The organism is Streptomyces gelaticus (assembly GCF_014649535.1).
Classification (GTDB): domain Bacteria; phylum Actinomycetota; class Actinomycetes; order Streptomycetales; family Streptomycetaceae; genus Streptomyces; species Streptomyces gelaticus.
The window spans coordinates 1-15,799 of sequence record NZ_BMTF01000032.1 but is presented as its reverse complement, the minus strand read 5'-3'; the positions used below and the strand labels follow the sequence as shown (position 1 = coordinate 15,799).

Below are 15,799 nucleotides of genomic sequence, written 5' to 3'. Positions count from 1 at the left end.
GGAGCATTTGCGCCCCGGCTTGCCGCAACAGGACCCGAACGGCGAGACGGTGCACGGCGAGATCACCGCCACCCGCATGTTCAAGCGCGCCACGACACCGCCCGACACCGCTCGCACCACGGCACCTGTCGACACCGCCGAAGAGAAGTAGGGCGGGCGGGGCACGCGGGGTCGGGGCCGGAGGACGACAACCCCGGCCCCGCCGGCGTTCAGGCCCGTGAGAGGTTTTCCGCGCCCCGACGGCGTATCCGCGCTTCGTCCCGCCGCGCGGCCCGCGCCGCCCGCCGCGCCCTGCGTCGTTCACGGCGCAGCTGCCGCGCCGAACTGCTCGGCACCGAGACCACGCCGTTGCGCTGATTCCAGACCTGCCGGGTGATCCAGACGTCCAGCACCGACCAGGTCGCGACCACGGTGCTCCCCACACTGCTCAGCACCATCGGAAAGGCCAGCCAGGACCCGGCGAGCGTGCACAGGAACGCCACCATGGCCTGGATGATCGTCAGCGACATGATGAGTACGGCACGCACGGCGGAGACGCGGACCGGGTCCGGCATCCGCCGCCGTGCCGCGGGTTCTTCCACCCACAGCTGCTGGCGCGGGACCCTCGCCCCGTACGCCGCCGAACTCGACGTCGCGGCCGGTGCCGACTGCACCGCCCCCCGACGCTGTTCCGTTTCCAAGGCCTCTCAACTCCCCACCAGTGTCCGACTTCAGGGTTGCTGCCCGGCATGCCCCGCTTCCACGCGGGCGGATCGGACGTCCTGTCCCGCGGATCCGTACCGCGGGACCCGCCCGGCGGATCAGGTATGGCACCCCCGGCCAGGATCCCGCTGAACGGGCCTGGCTCTCCCCGTGTTGCCACTGCCCCGTACAGAGAGACGAGTGAACAGCCGTGAAGATTCCCTCGAGCCGTTGTGAAGCGAAGAATTCCGGCCAACTGCGCTATGGAACAGGATGAAGCCGTGGCTGGCCTCTTCTGCCGCTTTCGCGAATTTCATTGCCCGGAATACCAGGACAACCCATGACCAACGCAGGATAGCGCGGCTGAAAATCGTCCGGACAACCCTTCGAGTTGTTACCCCGTCAGTAGTAGGCTCGCGCCGTTTGTTGACGGAACACGACCCCACCCCGCGGGGTCGAGCTGGGGGAGTCCATGCGCTTTCGCGGAAAGTCCATCCGCAGGAAGATCGTGGCGCTGCTGCTGGTGCCGCTCGTCTCCCTCACCGGACTCTGGGGATTCGCCACTTATCTGACGGGGCGCGAGGCTCGCCACCTGATGAGTGCGAGCACGATCATGGAGAAGGTCGGCCATCCTCTTGAGGACACCGTCCGTGCCATTCAGGACGAACGCCGCCAGACCCTGGTCTTCCTCGCCGACCCAAGGACCTCCGACGCTCTCCCGCTCCTGCAACGCCAACGCGCGGCCACCGACCGCGTCCTCACCGGCGTCAAGGACAGCGCCCGGCAGAAGGACATCCGCGACGCGCTCAGCTCCGAGGACGCCGCACAGCTGAACTCGATCCTCGGCACGGTCGAGGGCCTGGGCGCGCTCCGCGAGTCCGTCGACAGACGCACCATCGACCGGGCCAGGGCGATGGAGTTCTACGCCCGGCTCATCGACCCCTGCTACCGCTTTCTGACCGGCCTCCGCACGATGGAGAACGTGTCGATGGACAAGCAGGTCCGCGCCCTGGTCGGCATCTCACGAGCGCGCGAAATGCTCTCCCGCGAAGACGCCCTGGTCACCTCTTCACTGATCGCCGGACGGATCACCGCCTCCGAACTCCGGCAGATCTCCGACCTCGTGGCCAATCGCAAGCTGCTCTACGAGATCAACGTCGACGCGCTGCCCGCCTTTGAGCGCCAGCGCGTGGAGCAGTACTGGGTGAGCCCGGACAGCGAGCCGCTGCGGACGGCGGAGAAGAACCTCATCGACGGCGGCCCCACCCGGGACCCGCGCACCGTCGACGCCGAACGCTGGCAGGAGGCGGCCCCGCCGGTCCTGGACCGGCTGGCCAACGATTCCACGGAGATGAACAACCGCTTCCAGGACCGCGGCAAGCCCGCCGGGTACGGCGTCCTGATCAAGGCCGGCATCGCGGGCGTCCTCGGATTCCTCGCCCTGGTCGCCTCGGTGTTCGTCTCCGTACGTATCGGCCGTGAGCTGATCAGGGACCTCTCCCGGCTCCGCAAGGACGCCCACGAGGTCTCCGGCGTACGCCTGCCGAGCGTGATGCGCCGCCTCGCCGCCGGGGAGCAGGTCGACGTCGAGACGGAGGCCCCCCACCTCCAGTACGAACGGGACGAGATCGGCCAGGTCGGCCAGGCCCTCAACACACTGCAGCGGGCGGCCGTCGAGGCGGCGGTCAAGCAGGCGGACATGCGACGCGGAGTCTCCGAGGTCTTCGTCAATCTCGCCCGTCGCAACCAGGTACTGCTGCACCGGCAGTTGACGCTCCTGGACGCGATGGAGCGCCGCACCGAGAACGCCGACGAACTCGCGGACCTCTTCCGCCTCGACCACCTGACCACCCGCATGCGACGCCACGCCGAGGGCCTGGTGATCCTCTCCGGCGCGGCCCCGTCCCGCCAGTGGCGCAAGCCGATCCAGCTGATGGACGTGGTGCGGGCCGCGGTCGCCGAGGTCGAGGACTACGAGCGGATCGAGGTCCGCCGACTGGCCCGTATCGGTGTGGGCGGCCCCGCCGTCGCCGACCTCACCCATCTGATCGCCGAACTCCTGGAGAACGCGACTGTGTTCTCGCCCCCGCACACCGCGGTCCAGGTGCACGGCGAACGCGTCGCCAACGGCTTCACGCTCGAAATCCACGACCGCGGCCTCGGCATGCCGGCCGAAGTCCTTCTGGACGCCAATCTCAGGCTCGCCGAGACCCCCGAGTTCGAACTCTCCGACACCGACCGGCTCGGCCTGTTCGTGGTCAGCCGGCTCGCCCAGCGCCAGAACGTCCGTGTCTCGCTCCAGAAGTCTCCGTACGGGGGCACGACCGCTGTCGTCTTCATCCCGGCGGCGCTGCTCACCGACGCCCCGGACACGCACGGCACCGGCTTCCGCCTCGACCGCCGGGCCGAGCGGGCGATCGGCAGTGGTGGCAGGGCGGCGGGAGAGGTGTCCGGCAGCGACCGGGACCGCAGGGACGGCTCACCGGACCGCCGGGCCGCCGGCAGGCCCCCGGGCCTCGCCCCCCTGCCCTCGGGCCTGGTGGACCCGGCTCTTCTGGATGGGCCCGTCGAGCTCGAAGCACCCGTCGAAGCGCTGGACTTCGAGAACGACCCCGTGCTCGATCCGCTCCTCGACCCCCTGCTGGGCGGCTCCGGTGACATCGACGACACCGAGAGCGGGCGCGGAGGCATCTTCCGCGCCCGCGACCTCCGGCGCGAGGCCGACCGCGAACAGCACCAACAGGCCTTTGACCATGCGGCCGGGCCCGCGGCCGGCGTACGGCCGATGCGCTCCACCGGCCCGGTGCCGCTGCCCCGCCGCAAGCCGCCGACCCTGATCACCGACAACGGCCGCCGGGTCGACGAGGCGGGCCGCGCCCGTCCCGCGAACGCCGAGCGCGACATCCCGCCGGGCTCCGCCGACCGCAGCACGCCTCCCGACGCCGACCGAACGCGTCCCGGGGCGGCCACCGAACTCCGGCAGTCCACCGGCTTCCGGAAACCCACCGAGCCCGCCACACCAGAGGATTCCCCGTCCCCCCGGGCCCCGAGCGCCCGGGAGACCGTGGGCGGTCTGCCCCGCCGTATCAGGCAGGCCAGTCTCGCCCCGCAACTGCGCGAGGAATCGGCCGTCCGCGACATCGAGCCGGCCCGAACGGAACCGGATCAGGACTTCGAGCGTGATGCGGAGGAGGTGCGCAGCCGCATGGCTTCGCTCCAGCGCGGCTGGCAACGCGGCCGCCGGCAGAACGCCGAGGACGCGACCGGCCCCGGTGACACAGCACAAGGAACCACTCCGGGAGGGGACGGTCGATGACCGCACCGAACGTCGCAGCAACCAACGCCGCACGCCAGGGCTCCGGCCAGCTCAACTGGCTGCTCGATGAACTCGTCGAGCGCGTCTCCAGCATCCACAAGGCGCTGGTGCTCTCCAGCGACGGCCTCGCCACCGGCACGTCGAAGGACCTGACGCGCGAGGACAGTGAACATCTGGCGGCCGTCGCCTCCGGATTCCACAGTCTCGCCAAGGGGGTCGGCCGGCACTTCGACGCGGGCCGTGTCCGCCAGACCGTCGTCGAACTCGACGAGGCGTTCCTGTTCGTCACGGCGGCCGGTGACGGCAGCTGTCTCGCGGTCCTGGCCGACGCGGACTCCGACGTGGGCCAGGTGGCGTACGAGATGACGCTGATGGTCAAGCGCGTCGGCGCCCACCTGACCAACGCTCCCCGGACGACCGGTCTGTCAGCCGGGGGGTGAGTGAACGGTGAGCGCCGAATCCGCCCGATCTTCCGCGACGCCCACCGACCCGCAGGCCTCGCGCTGGTACGACGCCGAGGCGGGGCCGGTGGTCCGCCCGTACGCGATGACCCGGGGCCGTACCAGCAGCGCCTCCCGCCATCGGCTCGACCTGATCGCCATCGTCGTCCCCGAACCCGAGGCCGACGATCCCGGCCGGGACCAGACGCTCTCCCCGGAACACGTGGAGATCATCGAACTCTGCAGTGGCATGCCCCAGTCGATCGCGGAGCTCGCGGCCGGCCTGGACCTCCCCGTCGGGGTGGTCCGGGTACTGGTCGGCGACCTCGTCGAGGACGAGCTGGTGCACGTAACCCGTCCCGTTCCGCCGGCCGAGCTGCCGGACGTGAACATTCTTCGCGAGGTGATCAATGGCCTTCGGGCGCTCTAGCCGCAAGAAGCGGCCCGTGGAGCCCGTTACCCTGAAAATCCTGGTGGCGGGCGGCTTCGGAGTGGGCAAGACGACTCTGGTCGGCGCGGTCAGCGAGATCAGGCCGCTGCGTACGGAGGAGAGCCTCAGCGAGGCGGGCCGCCCGGTGGACGACCTGGCGGGGGTGGAGGCGAAGACCACCACCACCGTGGCCATGGACTTCGGCCGGATCACCCTCCGCGAGGACCTGGTGCTGTATCTCTTCGGCACTCCGGGGCAGGACCGCTTCTGGTTCCTCTGGGACGAACTGGCCCAGGGTGCGCTGGGTGCCGTGGTACTCGCGGACACCCGGCGGCTGGAGGACTGCTTCGCGGCGGTCGACTACTTCGAACGCCGGGCCATTCCCTTCACCGTCGCGGTCAACTGTTTCGAGGGGGCCGACAAGTTCCCCACCGAGACGGTGCAGGCGGCGCTGGACCTGGACCCGGAGGTGCCGGTGCTCATGTGCGACGCACGCGACCGCGGCTCCGTACGGGATGTGCTGGTGACCGTCGTCGAGGACGCGGTGACACGCGAGAACCGTGTCCGTGAGCCCGCCGCGACGTAGTGACCGTCCCGGCGGTCCGGGGCCGGGCAGGCCCTGAACGCCACGGCCCGTACCCCGCCGACCGGGGTACGGACCGTGAGTCGTCGCGTGACCGGGCAAGGAGCTCTCTCCCGCTGTGGCGGGCCGTCAAGCCCCCTGGCACTCCTGGCGGCAGCCGTTTTCGGCGAGCCATTTCGCGGCGGTCTCGGCCAGCTCCCGGTCCCGCCCCGCCAGCATCATCCGGATCATCTGCACATCGCCGCGGAGCGACCAGGCGGGATGCCCGAAGGTGGCCGGATTGTTCTTCTCGATCAGGAAGTGCGCGGGCCAGGCGGTCCCGTACCCGATCAGCGGCAGCGCGGCCGCGTACCGCTTGCGCCCCCGCGCCAGACCGTAGGCGGTGACCGCGAGTCCGGTCAGTGTGCCGGTCAGATGGACCCAGCGGGTCGCGGCCTTGGAGTGCATCGCCACGTAGTAGGGCCAGAACTCTTCGTAGGAATCGAACGTCTGTTGTGACATACGGGCACGGTAGTGGCTCGGACCGCAACCGGATACGGCCGATCCGCGTCCGAGAAGAAGAAGCGGGCAGCCGGAACCCACGGGGGTGGTTCCGGCCGGCCGCTTCCGCGCACCGGCGTCAGTGTCCCGCGACGGACCGCCGGGCCACCGGGAAGTCGAAGTAGGTGTCCGGGAACAGCTCGGGCTTGAAGGTGTAGTGCCACCATTCCTCGGCCAGATTCACGAAACCGGCGTCCGAGAGCGTCTTCTTGAGGAACTGCCGGTTGGCGCGCTGCGTCCCCCGGATACGCGGGTCGTCGGTGTGGGAGAGCGTGTCGAAGCAGTCGTATCCGGTGCCCATGTCCACGGAGTTGTCCGGGAACCGCTCGGCCGCGGGCGCGTAGCAGGGCACCTGCGGGTTGCCGGGCCGGTACGGCGGGGTCGGCGCGGCGGGCAGCTTCACCAGCGTCAGATCCACCGTGCTGCCGCGGCTGTGCCCGGACTTCTCGGCGATGTAGCCGTCCGCGAAGAGCCGCGTCTTGTCGACCCCGGGGTAGAACTCGCCCTTCATGGTCTCGTCGTCGAGATCCTTCGCCCACCGTACGAAGTGGTCGACCGCCCGCTGGGGCCGGTAGCAGTCGTACACCTTCAGCGAGTAGCCCCGGCGCAGCAGCCGGGTCTGCGCGTCGTGCAGGGCGTGGGCCGCGGGCCGGGTCAGGATGCAGAGCGGCTTGCGGTAGCCGTCCACCGGGACGCCCATGAAGTTGTGGGCGGTGGGGTAGCGCATCTCCTGGATGATCGTCGGATCCACCGAGCCCAGTGCGACGAACTCCTCGGGCGCCTTGGGCTCGGGCCCGGCCTGAGCCGTGGGGGCGGCGGTGACGGCGAGCAGGGTGGTGGCAGCGGCTGCCAGGACACGGAAAGCGGAAGCGAGACCTGTCATGGGCACATAATCCAGCAGTACGGGGGAGTCCGTCGGGCGATCCGGTACAGTCCGCGCGTGTCCGAGCCGAAGAGAAAGCCCGAAAGCACGTCCGAGAGCCTGTACGAGAAGAGCCCGTCCGGGAACCGGCCCGAGAAGCCGGCCGCGGGTTCCCACTGCGGCAGCTGCGGAGCGCCCTACACGGCCTCCGTCACCTGGCCCCGCACCTGCACCGCCTGCGGCAGTACCGCCTACCGCAATCCGCTGCCGGTCGCCGTGGCCCTGCTCCCGGTCATCGACCGTGACGGCACCGCCCTCGTGGTGATCACCCGGACCATCCCGCCCCATCGCGGCGGCCTCGCCCTGCCCGGCGGCTACATCGACCACGACGAGGACTGGAAACACGCGGTCGTACGGGAACTCGGCGAGGAGACCGGCATCGGAGCCGACGAACGGGAGGTCCGCCTCGCCGACGCCCTCAGCGCCCCCGACGGCCACCTGCTCCTCTTCGGCCTCCTCCCGCCGCGCCCCGCAGCCGCCCTCCCGCCCTCCGGCCCCACCGCCGAGACCTCCGGCTTCCAGCTGCTCCGCGCGCCCACCGGGCTCGCGTTCCCCCTGCACACCCGCGCCGTCCGTACCTGGTTCGACGGTGGTTACCGCTGACCGGCGCCACGCCCCGCGCACACACCACGAACCGGCCTACAGACCCCGCACCCGCACCGGACACCCCACCGGCGCCTCCCCGCCCTCCCGTTCGACCAGAACCCGCCCGTCCACCCACCGCGACGTGTACCGCTCGACCTCCGCCCGCTCCCAGCCGTCCCCCGCATCCCGGACCACCGGCCCGCCCCCGCGGCGCCCCGCCGCCGGAGCCCACACCTCCAGCTCCACACCACCGTCCGCACCCCGCACCGGCAGCACCGAACCCGCCCGCGCCAGCACCGGAATCCGCGACAGCGGCGCATCGAGCAACACCTGACCCGGACCCTCGTACACCCCACCGGTCGCCGTGTCGTACCAACGCCCTCGCGGCAACCGCACCGCCCGGCGATCCACGCCGTGCTCCAGCACCGGAGCCACCAGCAGGGCGTCACCCAGCAAGAACGCGTCCTCGCACTCCCGCAACGCGCGGTCCCCGGGCGAACGCCACCACAGCGGCCGCACATACGGGGCACCGGTCAGTCCGGCCAGCCGCGACAGCGTGACGAAGTACGGGTGCAGCCGCTCCCGCTCCTCCAGCGCCGCCCGCGCGTACCGGAGCACCTGCGGCCCGAACTCCCACGGCTCCCGCCGCCCCGCGTCGATGGCCGCATGGGTACGGAACAGCGGCAGATACGCACCCAGCTGGAACCACCGCAGATACAGCTCCGGCGACGGCGACCCGTCGAACCCGCCCACATCGGGCCCCGAATACGGCACCCCGCACAGGCCCAGCCCCAGCACCAGCGCCAACGACGCCCGCAGCCCCGGCCAGCCGGTCGCCACATCACCGGACCAGGTGCCCCCGTAGCGTTGCATCCCCGCCCAGCCGGAACGCGAGAACAGGAAGGGACGCTCCTGGGGCCGCAGCCGACGCAGCCCCTCATAACCGGCACGCGCCATCGCGAGCCCGTACACATTGTGGGCCTCGCGGTGATCGCCCCCGCGACCCTCCAGGGAGTGCCGTGCCGACCGCGGCAGCGTCGGATCCCCGAACGCCGCGAACGACACCGGCTCGTTCATGTCGTGCCACACACCCGAGAACCCCTGCGCCAGCCGCTCCTCGTACAGACCGCCCCACCACCGGCGCACCTGTGGATCGGTGAAGTCAGGGAACACGCATTCGCCCGGCCACACCTCCCCGCGCACCACACGCCCCCGTGCGTCCCGGACGAACGCGCCGCCGTCCCCGACCGCCGCCCCCGAGTCGAACACCGCGTTCCCCGGCTCCGCCTTCACCGCGGGATCGACGATCGACACCAGCCGCACCCCGCCCTCCCGCAACTCCTTCGCCAGGCCCGGCAGATCGGGAAAACGCGTGTGATCGACGGTGAACACCCGGTGCGCGTCGTGGTGGTCGATGTCCAGATGCAGTACGGACAGGGGCAGACCACGCTCCCGGTAGCCGGCCACGATCCGCCGCACCTCCCGCTCGCTCCCGAACCCCCACCGGGCGTGCTGCGGACCAAGTGCCCAGGACGGCGGCAGCGCCGGGGCACCGGTGAGCGCCGTCCAGCCCCGCAGTACCCGGGCCGGCGTGCCCGTCACCACCCAGCAGCGCAGCGGCCCCCCGTCCATCCGCACCTCGCACATCCCCGGCCGGTCATGGCCCGAACCCGCCCCCTCCTCGCCCTCGCGCAGCGTCACCCGGCCCGACCAGGAGTTGTCGTGGAACATCAGATGCGTACCCGCGTCACTGACCACCAGCTGCACCGGCATCGTCAGATACAGCGGATCGTCCCCGGGCCCGAACCGCCCGCCGGGATCGGTGTTCCACAGCTCGTACACCCCGTCCCGCAGCCGCGGCCCCGACGCCCGGCCGCCGAGCCCGAAGAACCGCGCGTCCGCCGGCATCTCGGAACGCTGCACCCACCGGGCTCCGCCGCCCGCAACCGGCTCCCACCAGCGCGGCGGCAGCTCGCGCCGGAGCACCACCCCGCCGGGAGTGCGCAGCTCCACGGCCCCGTGCCGCGACACCGCGACAGTCAGCCGTTCCGAGACCACCTGCCAGCCGCCGTCCTTGTCCGGCTCCAGCACCGCCCGCGGATCCGGTTCCGGCGCCGCACCGGGCAGCGCGTACGACGGCAACGGCTCCGCCCCGTCCCAGCCCCAGAACACCGCACCGCCCACCGCCACCCGCACCCGCAACTCCGAACGGGTGAACCGCACCACACCCCCACCCGGCTCCGGCTCCGCCGCCACCACCGGGCCGGGCACCCGTGCCCGCTCCGCACCACGCGGCGGCAGCGCCCGCGCGTCCGTACTCCGGCGCCGCCAGGAGGAGCGCACCGTACGCAGCCCCCGCACCGAACCCACCATCTTCACCGAGCGCACCAGGTCACGACCGTCCATGCGGCTCACCCTGCCATCCGGCAGGACCGATGCGGGCTCCGTTCAACTTCCGTTCACCCGGGACCGGACCAGTGGCCGGACCCACGACCAGGAGTGGGGAACCCTGGTGCGAAAGACGATCACATGGCATCGTCCGTAAATGCCGCCTCACGCGCACACCCCAGCACGTGTGCGCGACCCACGCCCATCCCGCGTACCCGTTCAGTCAGGGAGCCGCCCCATGACCGCCGCAGCCCACGAAGCCCCCCTCTGGCAGCCCGGCCCCGACCGCATCGCGGCCGCCGCCGTCACCCGCTTCCAGAGTTGGGCGTCCCAGCGCTACGGAGCACCGGCCGAGGGCGACTACGCGGCGCTGCACCAGTGGTCCGTGACCGAACTCGCCACCTTCTGGCAGGCCGTCGCCGACTGGTTCGACGTACGGTTCTCCACCCCCTACGAGACCGTCCTCGCCGATCGCACCATGCCCGGCGCCCAGTGGTTCCCCGGCGCCACTCTCAACTACGCCGAACACGCGCTGCGCACCGCCGAGGACCCCCTGCGGGCGGACGCCCCCGCCCTGCTCCACGTCGACGAGACCCATACCCAGGTCCCCGTCTCCTGGTCCGAACTCCGCCGCCGGGTCGGTTCGCTCGCCGCCGAGCTCCGCGCCCTCGGCGTCGTACCGGGCGACCGCGTCAGCGGCTACCTCCCCAACATCCCCGAGGCCGTCATCGCCTTCCTCGCCACCGCGGCCGTGGGCGGCGTCTGGACGTCCTGCGCCCCGGACTTCGGGGCCCGCAGCGTCCTCGACCGCTTCCAGCAGGTCGAACCCGTCGTCCTCTTCACGGTCGACGGCTACCGCTACGGAGGCAAGGAACACCACCGGGCCGACACGGTCGCCGAGCTGCGCCGCGAACTGCCCACCCTGCGCGCCGTCGTCCACATCCCGCTGCTGGGCACCGAGGCCCCCGAGGGCGCCCTCGAATGGTCCGCCCTCACTTCCACGGACACCGAGCCCGTCTTCGAACAGGTGCCCTTCGACCACCCGCTGTGGGTGCTTTACTCCTCCGGCACCACCGGGCTCCCCAAGGCGATCGTCCAGTCCCAGGGCGGCATCCTGCTGGAACACTTCAAGCAGATCGGCCTGCACTGCGACCTCGGCCCCGAGGACCGCTTCTTCTGGTACACCTCCACCGGCTGGATGATGTGGAACTTCCTCGTCTCCGGCCTCCTCACCGGAACCACTCTCGTGCTGTACGACGGAAGCCCCGGCTACCCCGACGTCAGCGCCCAGTGGCGCGTCGCCGAACAGACCGGAGCCACGCTCTTCGGTACTTCGGCCGCCTACGTCATGGCCTGCCGCAAGGCCGGCATCCACCCCGGCCGCGACTTCGACCTCTCCCGCGTCCAGTGCGTCGCCACCACCGGCTCCCCGCTGCCGCCCGACGGCTTCCGCTGGCTCCACGACGAGGTGGACCACGAGCTGTGGATCGCTTCCGTCAGCGGCGGCACGGACGTCTGCAGCTGCTTCGCCGGCGCCGTCCCCACCCTCCCCGTACACATCGGCGAACTCCAGGCCCCGTGCCTCGGCACGGACCTCCAGTCCTGGGACCCCGCGGGCAGGCCGCTGATCGGCGAGGTCGGCGAACTCGTCGTCACCGCTCCCTTGCCCTCCATGCCCATCCGCTTCTGGAACGACCCCGACGGCAGCCGCTACCACGACAGCTACTTCGACATGTACCCCGGCGTCTGGCGCCACGGCGACTGGATCACGCTCACCGAACACGGCTCGGTCGTCATCCACGGCCGCTCCGACTCCACCCTGAACCGCCAGGGCGTACGGATGGGCTCCGCCGACGTCTACGAGGCCGTCGAGCGGCTCCCCGAGATCCGCGAATCCCTCGTCATCGGCCTCGAAGAGCCCGACGGCGGCTACTGGATGCCGCTCTTCGTCCACCTCGCCGAAGGCGCGCGACTCGACGACGAGCTGCGCGACAGCATCAAGCGCACCATCCGGGAGAACCTCTCCCCGCGCCATGTTCCCGACGAGGTCATCGAAGTCCCCGCCATCCCGCACACCCTCACCGGCAAGCGGATCGAGGTCCCGGTCAAACGTCTCCTGCAGGGCACGCCCCTCGCCAAGGCCGTCAATCCTGGCTCGATCGACAACCTCGAACTCCTCCACTTCTACGAGGAGCTCGCCCGCAAGCGTCACTGACCGCCCGCGTTGTCAGTGCCCATGATTACTCTGAGTGAGCAATGATCGACAGCGCACTGGGGGAGTCATGGCGCACATCAGGAACAACGGGAACATCAGGCACGGCGCATCCATGCGACGCACGCTGCGCCGCGAAGCAGCCAGCACCATCGGCCTCCTGGCAGACGAGCAGGACTTCGCGGCGATGCGGCGCTACCGCACCTTCGCCTTCGACGACCACACCATCTATCTCCAGCAGGTGGAAAGCCTGCTGAAAACCCTCTCCGCACGGGGCACGCACGCCAGGGTCGCTCTCTTCGACCCCGAGGAGTACGCGGAGTTCTGCGCCGAGTCGGGAATCGCTCCCGACGCCCCGGCCAGCCGCAGCCGCTTCACCGCCGAGATCGCATCGGCCGGTGCCACCGTCGCGTACACCGGACAGCCCATCGACACCCTGATCCCGCTCCTCGTCGGCCGGGCCGTCCGCCGGGCCACCTGGGAGTACGGCACAGCGCTCCTGGCCGGCCTGGGCGAGTGCGCGGACTGCGGCCAGGACATCGGCCACGCCGCCTTCGACCGGGCCTCGCACCTCCTGCTCCGCCTCCTGGAGACGGCTGGCCCCGGCACTCACCACCTGGTCTGCAGCACCCCCACCGACAACGAGCACCTGCTCGCGGTCCTGCACACCGAGCGCGGCACCACGGGCCCCGCCCGACTCGAATCCGAGGAAGGAGCGGAATTCGTCACGGTGCTCGCCGTGGCCGTCGCCCTCGAAAGGCCCGGGGGAGTCGTGCTGCGTACGAGCAGCGCCGGCGCCCAGGACCGGGTGCACGGCTGGCGGCTGACGCGCGGCAACTTGGTCCCGCTCAGCGCCGGTGAGGTCTTCAGCGCCTACTGCACCGACGCCGACACCGGCGAACCGGTCGCCCCGGAGTCGCACGTGGAGTACTGCGCCGGCTTCGAGCTCGGCGCGGACGAACCGGAAGCGCACCACTGACACACCGAAGGGGCTCCCGCCACCACGGGCAGGGAGCCCCTTCACCACGGAGCGACGTGCGAACTACTCGCCCGACAGCACCATCTGAGCCGCGACCCGCGCCTCCTCGGCGGAGTCCGCCGCCCGGGCGGCGGAAGCGGCGCGCTCGCACTGAGCCAGCGTGTACTTCGCCAGCGTGGCGCGCACATAGGGAATGGACGCGGCACCCATCGACAGCGACGTCACACCCAGCCCCGTCAGGACACAGGCCAGCAGCGGATCGGAGGCGGCTTCACCACAGACACCACAGCTCTTGCCCTCGGCCGCGGCCGCCCGGGCCGACAGCGCGACCAGGTCGAGCAGCGCGGGCTGCCACGGATCCTGCAGGCGCGACACCGCTCCGACCTGACGGTCGGCGGCGAAGGTGTACTGCGCCAGGTCGTTGGTGCCCAGCGAGAGGAACTCCACCTCCCGCAGGATCGAACGCGCCCGCAGCGCGGCGGACGGAATCTCCACCATCGCACCGAACTTCGCCTGCAGGCCGACCTCGCGGCAGGCATCGGCGAAGGCCTTGGCATCCGCACGGTCCGCCACCATCGGCGCCATGACCTCAAGGTGGACGGGCAATCCCTGGGCCGCCTTCGACAGTGCGGTCAGCTGGGTTCGCAGCACCTCCGGGTGGTCCAGCAGGCTCCGCAGCCCACGCACACCCAGCGCCGGATTCGGCTCGTCCGCCGGAGTCAGGAAGTCCAACGGCTTGTCGGCCCCGGCATCCAGCACCCGTACGACGACCCGCCCCTCGGGAAAGGCCTCCAGCACCGCGCGGTACGCAGCAACCTGCTTCTCCTCGGACGGCGCCTGCGTGCTGTCGTCCAGGAAAAGGAACTCGGTACGGAACAGCCCCACGCCCTCCGCACCGGCCTCGACCGCTGCCGGCACGTCGCCGGGTCCGCCGACATTGGCGAGGAGCGGGACCTTGTGACCGTCGGAGGTGCCACCCGGACCGGACGAAGCCGACAGCGCGGCCTTGCGCGCCACAGCGGCACTCTCCATCTCCGCACGCTTTTCGGCGCTCGGCTCGACGAAGATCTCACCGGTGCTGCCGTCCACGGCGATGACCGTGCCCTCGGCGAGCTCACTTGCACCGGGGAGCGCCACTACGGCCGGCACCCCGAGCGCGCGGGCGAGAATCGCGCTGTGGCTGGTCGGCCCACCCTCCTCGGTCACGAAACCGAGCACCAGAGAAGGGTCGAGCAGCGCCGTGTCCGCAGGCGCCAGGTCACGGGCGATCAGCACATAGGGCTCGTCGCTGTCCGGCACACCGGGCATCGGCACACCGAGCAGCCGGGCCACGATCCGGTTGCGCACGTCATCGAGGTCGGCGACGCGCCCCGCCAGGTACTCCCCGGCATTGGCGAGCAGCGCCCGGTATGCGGCGAACGCGTCGTAGACGCCACGCTCGGCGGTGCTGCCGACGGCGATGCGCCGTTCCACGTCGGCTATCAGCTCGGGGTCCTGCGCCATCATGGCCTGGGCCTCCAGCACGTGCTGGGCCTCGCCACCGGCCAGGTTGCCGCGAGCGATCAGGTCGGCCGCCACGGCTTCCACGGCCTGCCGGGCGCGCCCCTGTTCGCGCTCGGCCTCCTCGGAGGGAATCTGCTTGGCCGGCGGTTCGAGCACCGCCGTACCCATATGACGCACCTCGCCGATCGCCACCCCGTGGCTCACACCGACGCCTCGCAGCGTTGTCTCCATGTCACCCGTCTCCGGTCGTGCGGTGGTCCGTGCCGCCGCGGTGGATATCCAGTCGGCTGTCATCGCGCCGAGTTCGTCACTGCCAACCGAACAAGACGTCGCCGACCTTCACGTCGCCGTCCTCGCGGACGTCGGAGAGGGAATCGGCGGTGGCCTCCAGTGCCACGACCGGGCACACGGGCGACTTGCCGGCCGCCTCGACGCCCGCGGGGTCCCAGTGCACGATGCCCTGACCGCGCGTGACCGTGTCCCCCTTGTTCACGAGCAGCTCGAAGCCTTCGCCATTGAGTTGGACGGTGTCGATGCCGAGGTGCGTGAGGACCCCATGGCCGTGCTCGTCCACGACGACGAACGCGTGCGGGTGCAGGGAGACGACGATCCCGTCGACCGGTGAGACGGCCTCCGACGGCTCGCGCAGAGGGTCGATGGCGGTTCCAGGGCCCACCATGGCGCCGGAGAAGACCGGGTCCGGCACCGCGGCGAGTCCGATGGCACGTCCGGCAATAGGGGACGTCACAGTGGTCATAGGGAGCCTCCCAGGGGTGGAGCGTGATCGGCGCCGTCACAGCCTGTGGGCGACGGCGTACTGTTCAGCAGCGTAAGTCATAAGAAGTCCCGGTTCCGCCCGAGCCCTGATGGTTCGCGGCCTTAGAGGTACGCCGGAAAGGATTTGCCTCGACTCCCGGCGGCCTGTACTGTCGTACTCCTGCCTGGCCCCAGCGCGACTTCGAGTCGGGGGTCGGCAGCGACTTTTTAAGCCCTGACTCTAACCCGGATCGGCACCTGCATGCCTGCAGGCACTGGTCAAGGAAAGCAAAAAGGCCTGATAGAGTCGGAAACGCCGGAAAGGGAAACGCGAAAGCGGGGACCTGGAAAGCGAAGCAGGACCCGCTTCGACCGGGAATCGGACATGAAAGAGTCTGATAGAGTCGGAAACGCAAGACCGAAGGGAAAAGCCCGGAGGAAAGCCCGAGAGGGTGAGTACAAAG

The 15,799-nt window shown here is 70.7% G+C and carries 13 protein-coding genes; 7 read left to right on the top strand and 6 right to left on the bottom strand.

The genetic code is table 11. The annotated features are described in order from the left end of the window. Nucleotides 1-209: 209 nt before the first annotated feature. Nucleotides 210-653: a hypothetical protein gene (locus IE107_RS30840; protein WP_189547663.1), complete on the bottom strand. Its 444-nt coding sequence runs from the start codon at nucleotides 651-653 to the stop codon at nucleotides 210-212. A gap of 500 nt (nucleotides 654-1,153) precedes the next feature. On the opposite strand from IE107_RS30840, the gene IE107_RS30835 reads away from it, so the two are divergent. The 4 genes from IE107_RS30835 to IE107_RS30820 are packed head-to-tail and all read left to right on the top strand — an operon-like array spanning nucleotide 1,154 to nucleotide 5,453. Next, entirely contained in the window at nucleotides 1,154-3,997 is a 2,844-nt protein-coding gene (locus IE107_RS30835; protein ID WP_189547662.1) for a nitrate- and nitrite sensing domain-containing protein, read from the top strand. After that, the gene (locus IE107_RS30830; RefSeq protein ID WP_189547661.1) at nucleotides 3,994-4,437 is read left to right on the top strand and encodes a roadblock/LC7 domain-containing protein; all 444 of its coding nucleotides are present in this window, start codon (nucleotides 3,994-3,996) and stop codon (nucleotides 4,435-4,437) included. Before IE107_RS30835 ends, IE107_RS30830 begins: the two co-directional genes overlap by 4 nt. A gap of 7 nt (nucleotides 4,438-4,444) precedes the next feature. After that, the gene (locus tag IE107_RS30825; RefSeq protein WP_189547660.1) at nucleotides 4,445-4,867 is read left to right on the top strand and encodes a DUF742 domain-containing protein; all 423 of its coding nucleotides are present in this window, start codon (nucleotides 4,445-4,447) and stop codon (nucleotides 4,865-4,867) included. Continuing rightward, entirely contained in the window at nucleotides 4,848-5,453 is a 606-nt protein-coding gene (locus IE107_RS30820; protein WP_189547659.1) for a GTP-binding protein, read from the top strand. The genes IE107_RS30825 and IE107_RS30820 overlap by 20 nt, the downstream gene beginning before the upstream one ends. Nucleotides 5,454-5,579: 126 nt before the next feature. On the opposite strand, the gene IE107_RS30815 is transcribed toward IE107_RS30820, so the two are convergent. Further along, on the bottom strand, nucleotides 5,580-5,951 hold the full coding sequence (locus tag IE107_RS30815; protein WP_189547658.1) for an Mpo1-like protein: 372 nt from the start codon (nucleotides 5,949-5,951) through the stop codon (nucleotides 5,580-5,582). Nucleotides 5,952-6,069: 118 nt separating this feature from the next. Beyond that, nucleotides 6,070-6,873 (bottom strand): M15 family metallopeptidase, encoded by an 804-nt coding sequence (locus IE107_RS30810; RefSeq protein WP_189547657.1) that lies wholly within the window; start codon nucleotides 6,871-6,873, stop codon nucleotides 6,070-6,072. A 99-nt stretch (nucleotides 6,874-6,972) separates the two neighbouring features. Between IE107_RS30810 and IE107_RS30805 the strand changes: the two genes are divergently transcribed. Then, nucleotides 6,973-7,515 carry an NUDIX domain-containing protein gene (locus tag IE107_RS30805; RefSeq protein WP_189547701.1) on the top strand — a complete coding sequence of 181 codons (543 nt, stop codon included), beginning with the start codon at nucleotides 6,973-6,975 and terminating at the stop codon, nucleotides 7,513-7,515. A gap of 36 nt (nucleotides 7,516-7,551) precedes the next feature. Here the strand turns inward: IE107_RS30805 and IE107_RS30800 are convergent, their stop codons facing one another. Then, nucleotides 7,552-9,903 (bottom strand): glycoside hydrolase family 31 protein, encoded by a 2,352-nt coding sequence (locus IE107_RS30800; RefSeq protein WP_189547656.1) that lies wholly within the window; start codon nucleotides 9,901-9,903, stop codon nucleotides 7,552-7,554. A gap of 220 nt (nucleotides 9,904-10,123) precedes the next feature. Between IE107_RS30800 and IE107_RS30795 the strand changes: the two genes are divergently transcribed. Then, nucleotides 10,124-12,100, top strand: a complete 1,977-nt coding sequence (locus IE107_RS30795; RefSeq protein WP_189547655.1) for an acetoacetate--CoA ligase — start codon at nucleotides 10,124-10,126, stop codon at nucleotides 12,098-12,100. Between the two features lie 67 nt (nucleotides 12,101-12,167). Next, nucleotides 12,168-13,076, top strand: coding sequence for a DUF8829 domain-containing protein (locus IE107_RS30790; RefSeq protein WP_189547654.1), 909 nt, complete (start codon nucleotides 12,168-12,170; stop codon nucleotides 13,074-13,076). Between the two features lie 63 nt (nucleotides 13,077-13,139). Here IE107_RS30790 and ptsP read toward each other — a convergent pair whose 3' ends face one another. Both ptsP and IE107_RS30780 read right to left on the bottom strand, forming a co-directional pair. Further along, nucleotides 13,140-14,810: a phosphoenolpyruvate--protein phosphotransferase gene (gene ptsP, locus IE107_RS30785; protein ID WP_189547653.1), complete on the bottom strand. Its 1,671-nt coding sequence runs from the start codon at nucleotides 14,808-14,810 to the stop codon at nucleotides 13,140-13,142. Nucleotides 14,811-14,886: 76 nt separating this feature from the next. Further along, the gene (locus IE107_RS30780) at nucleotides 14,887-15,336 is read right to left on the bottom strand and encodes a PTS sugar transporter subunit IIA (protein ID WP_189547652.1); all 450 of its coding nucleotides are present in this window, start codon (nucleotides 15,334-15,336) and stop codon (nucleotides 14,887-14,889) included. Between the last annotated feature and the right edge of the window lie 463 nt (nucleotides 15,337-15,799).

What these genes read in the sequence shown, in the direction of transcription:
- IE107_RS30835 (WP_189547662.1), top strand. Translation starts at nt 1,154, where the DNA reads ATGCGCTTTCGCGGAAAGTCCATCCGCAGGAAGATCGTGGCGCTGCTG.
- IE107_RS30780 (WP_189547652.1), bottom strand. Translation starts at nt 15,336, where the DNA reads ATGACCACTGTGACGTCCCCTATTGCCGGACGTGCCATCGGACTCGCC.
- IE107_RS30815 (WP_189547658.1), bottom strand. Translation starts at nt 5,951, where the DNA reads ATGTCACAACAGACGTTCGATTCCTACGAAGAGTTCTGGCCCTACTAC.
- IE107_RS30795 (WP_189547655.1), top strand. Translation starts at nt 10,124, where the DNA reads ATGACCGCCGCAGCCCACGAAGCCCCCCTCTGGCAGCCCGGCCCCGAC.
- IE107_RS30790 (WP_189547654.1), top strand. Translation starts at nt 12,168, where the DNA reads ATGGCGCACATCAGGAACAACGGGAACATCAGGCACGGCGCATCCATG.
- ptsP (WP_189547653.1), bottom strand. Translation starts at nt 14,810, where the DNA reads ATGGAGACAACGCTGCGAGGCGTCGGTGTGAGCCACGGGGTGGCGATC.
- IE107_RS30830 (WP_189547661.1), top strand. Translation starts at nt 3,994, where the DNA reads ATGACCGCACCGAACGTCGCAGCAACCAACGCCGCACGCCAGGGCTCC.
- IE107_RS30810 (WP_189547657.1), bottom strand. Translation starts at nt 6,873, where the DNA reads ATGACAGGTCTCGCTTCCGCTTTCCGTGTCCTGGCAGCCGCTGCCACC.
- IE107_RS30820 (WP_189547659.1), top strand. Translation starts at nt 4,848, where the DNA reads ATGGCCTTCGGGCGCTCTAGCCGCAAGAAGCGGCCCGTGGAGCCCGTT.
- IE107_RS30800 (WP_189547656.1), bottom strand. Translation starts at nt 9,903, where the DNA reads ATGGACGGTCGTGACCTGGTGCGCTCGGTGAAGATGGTGGGTTCGGTG.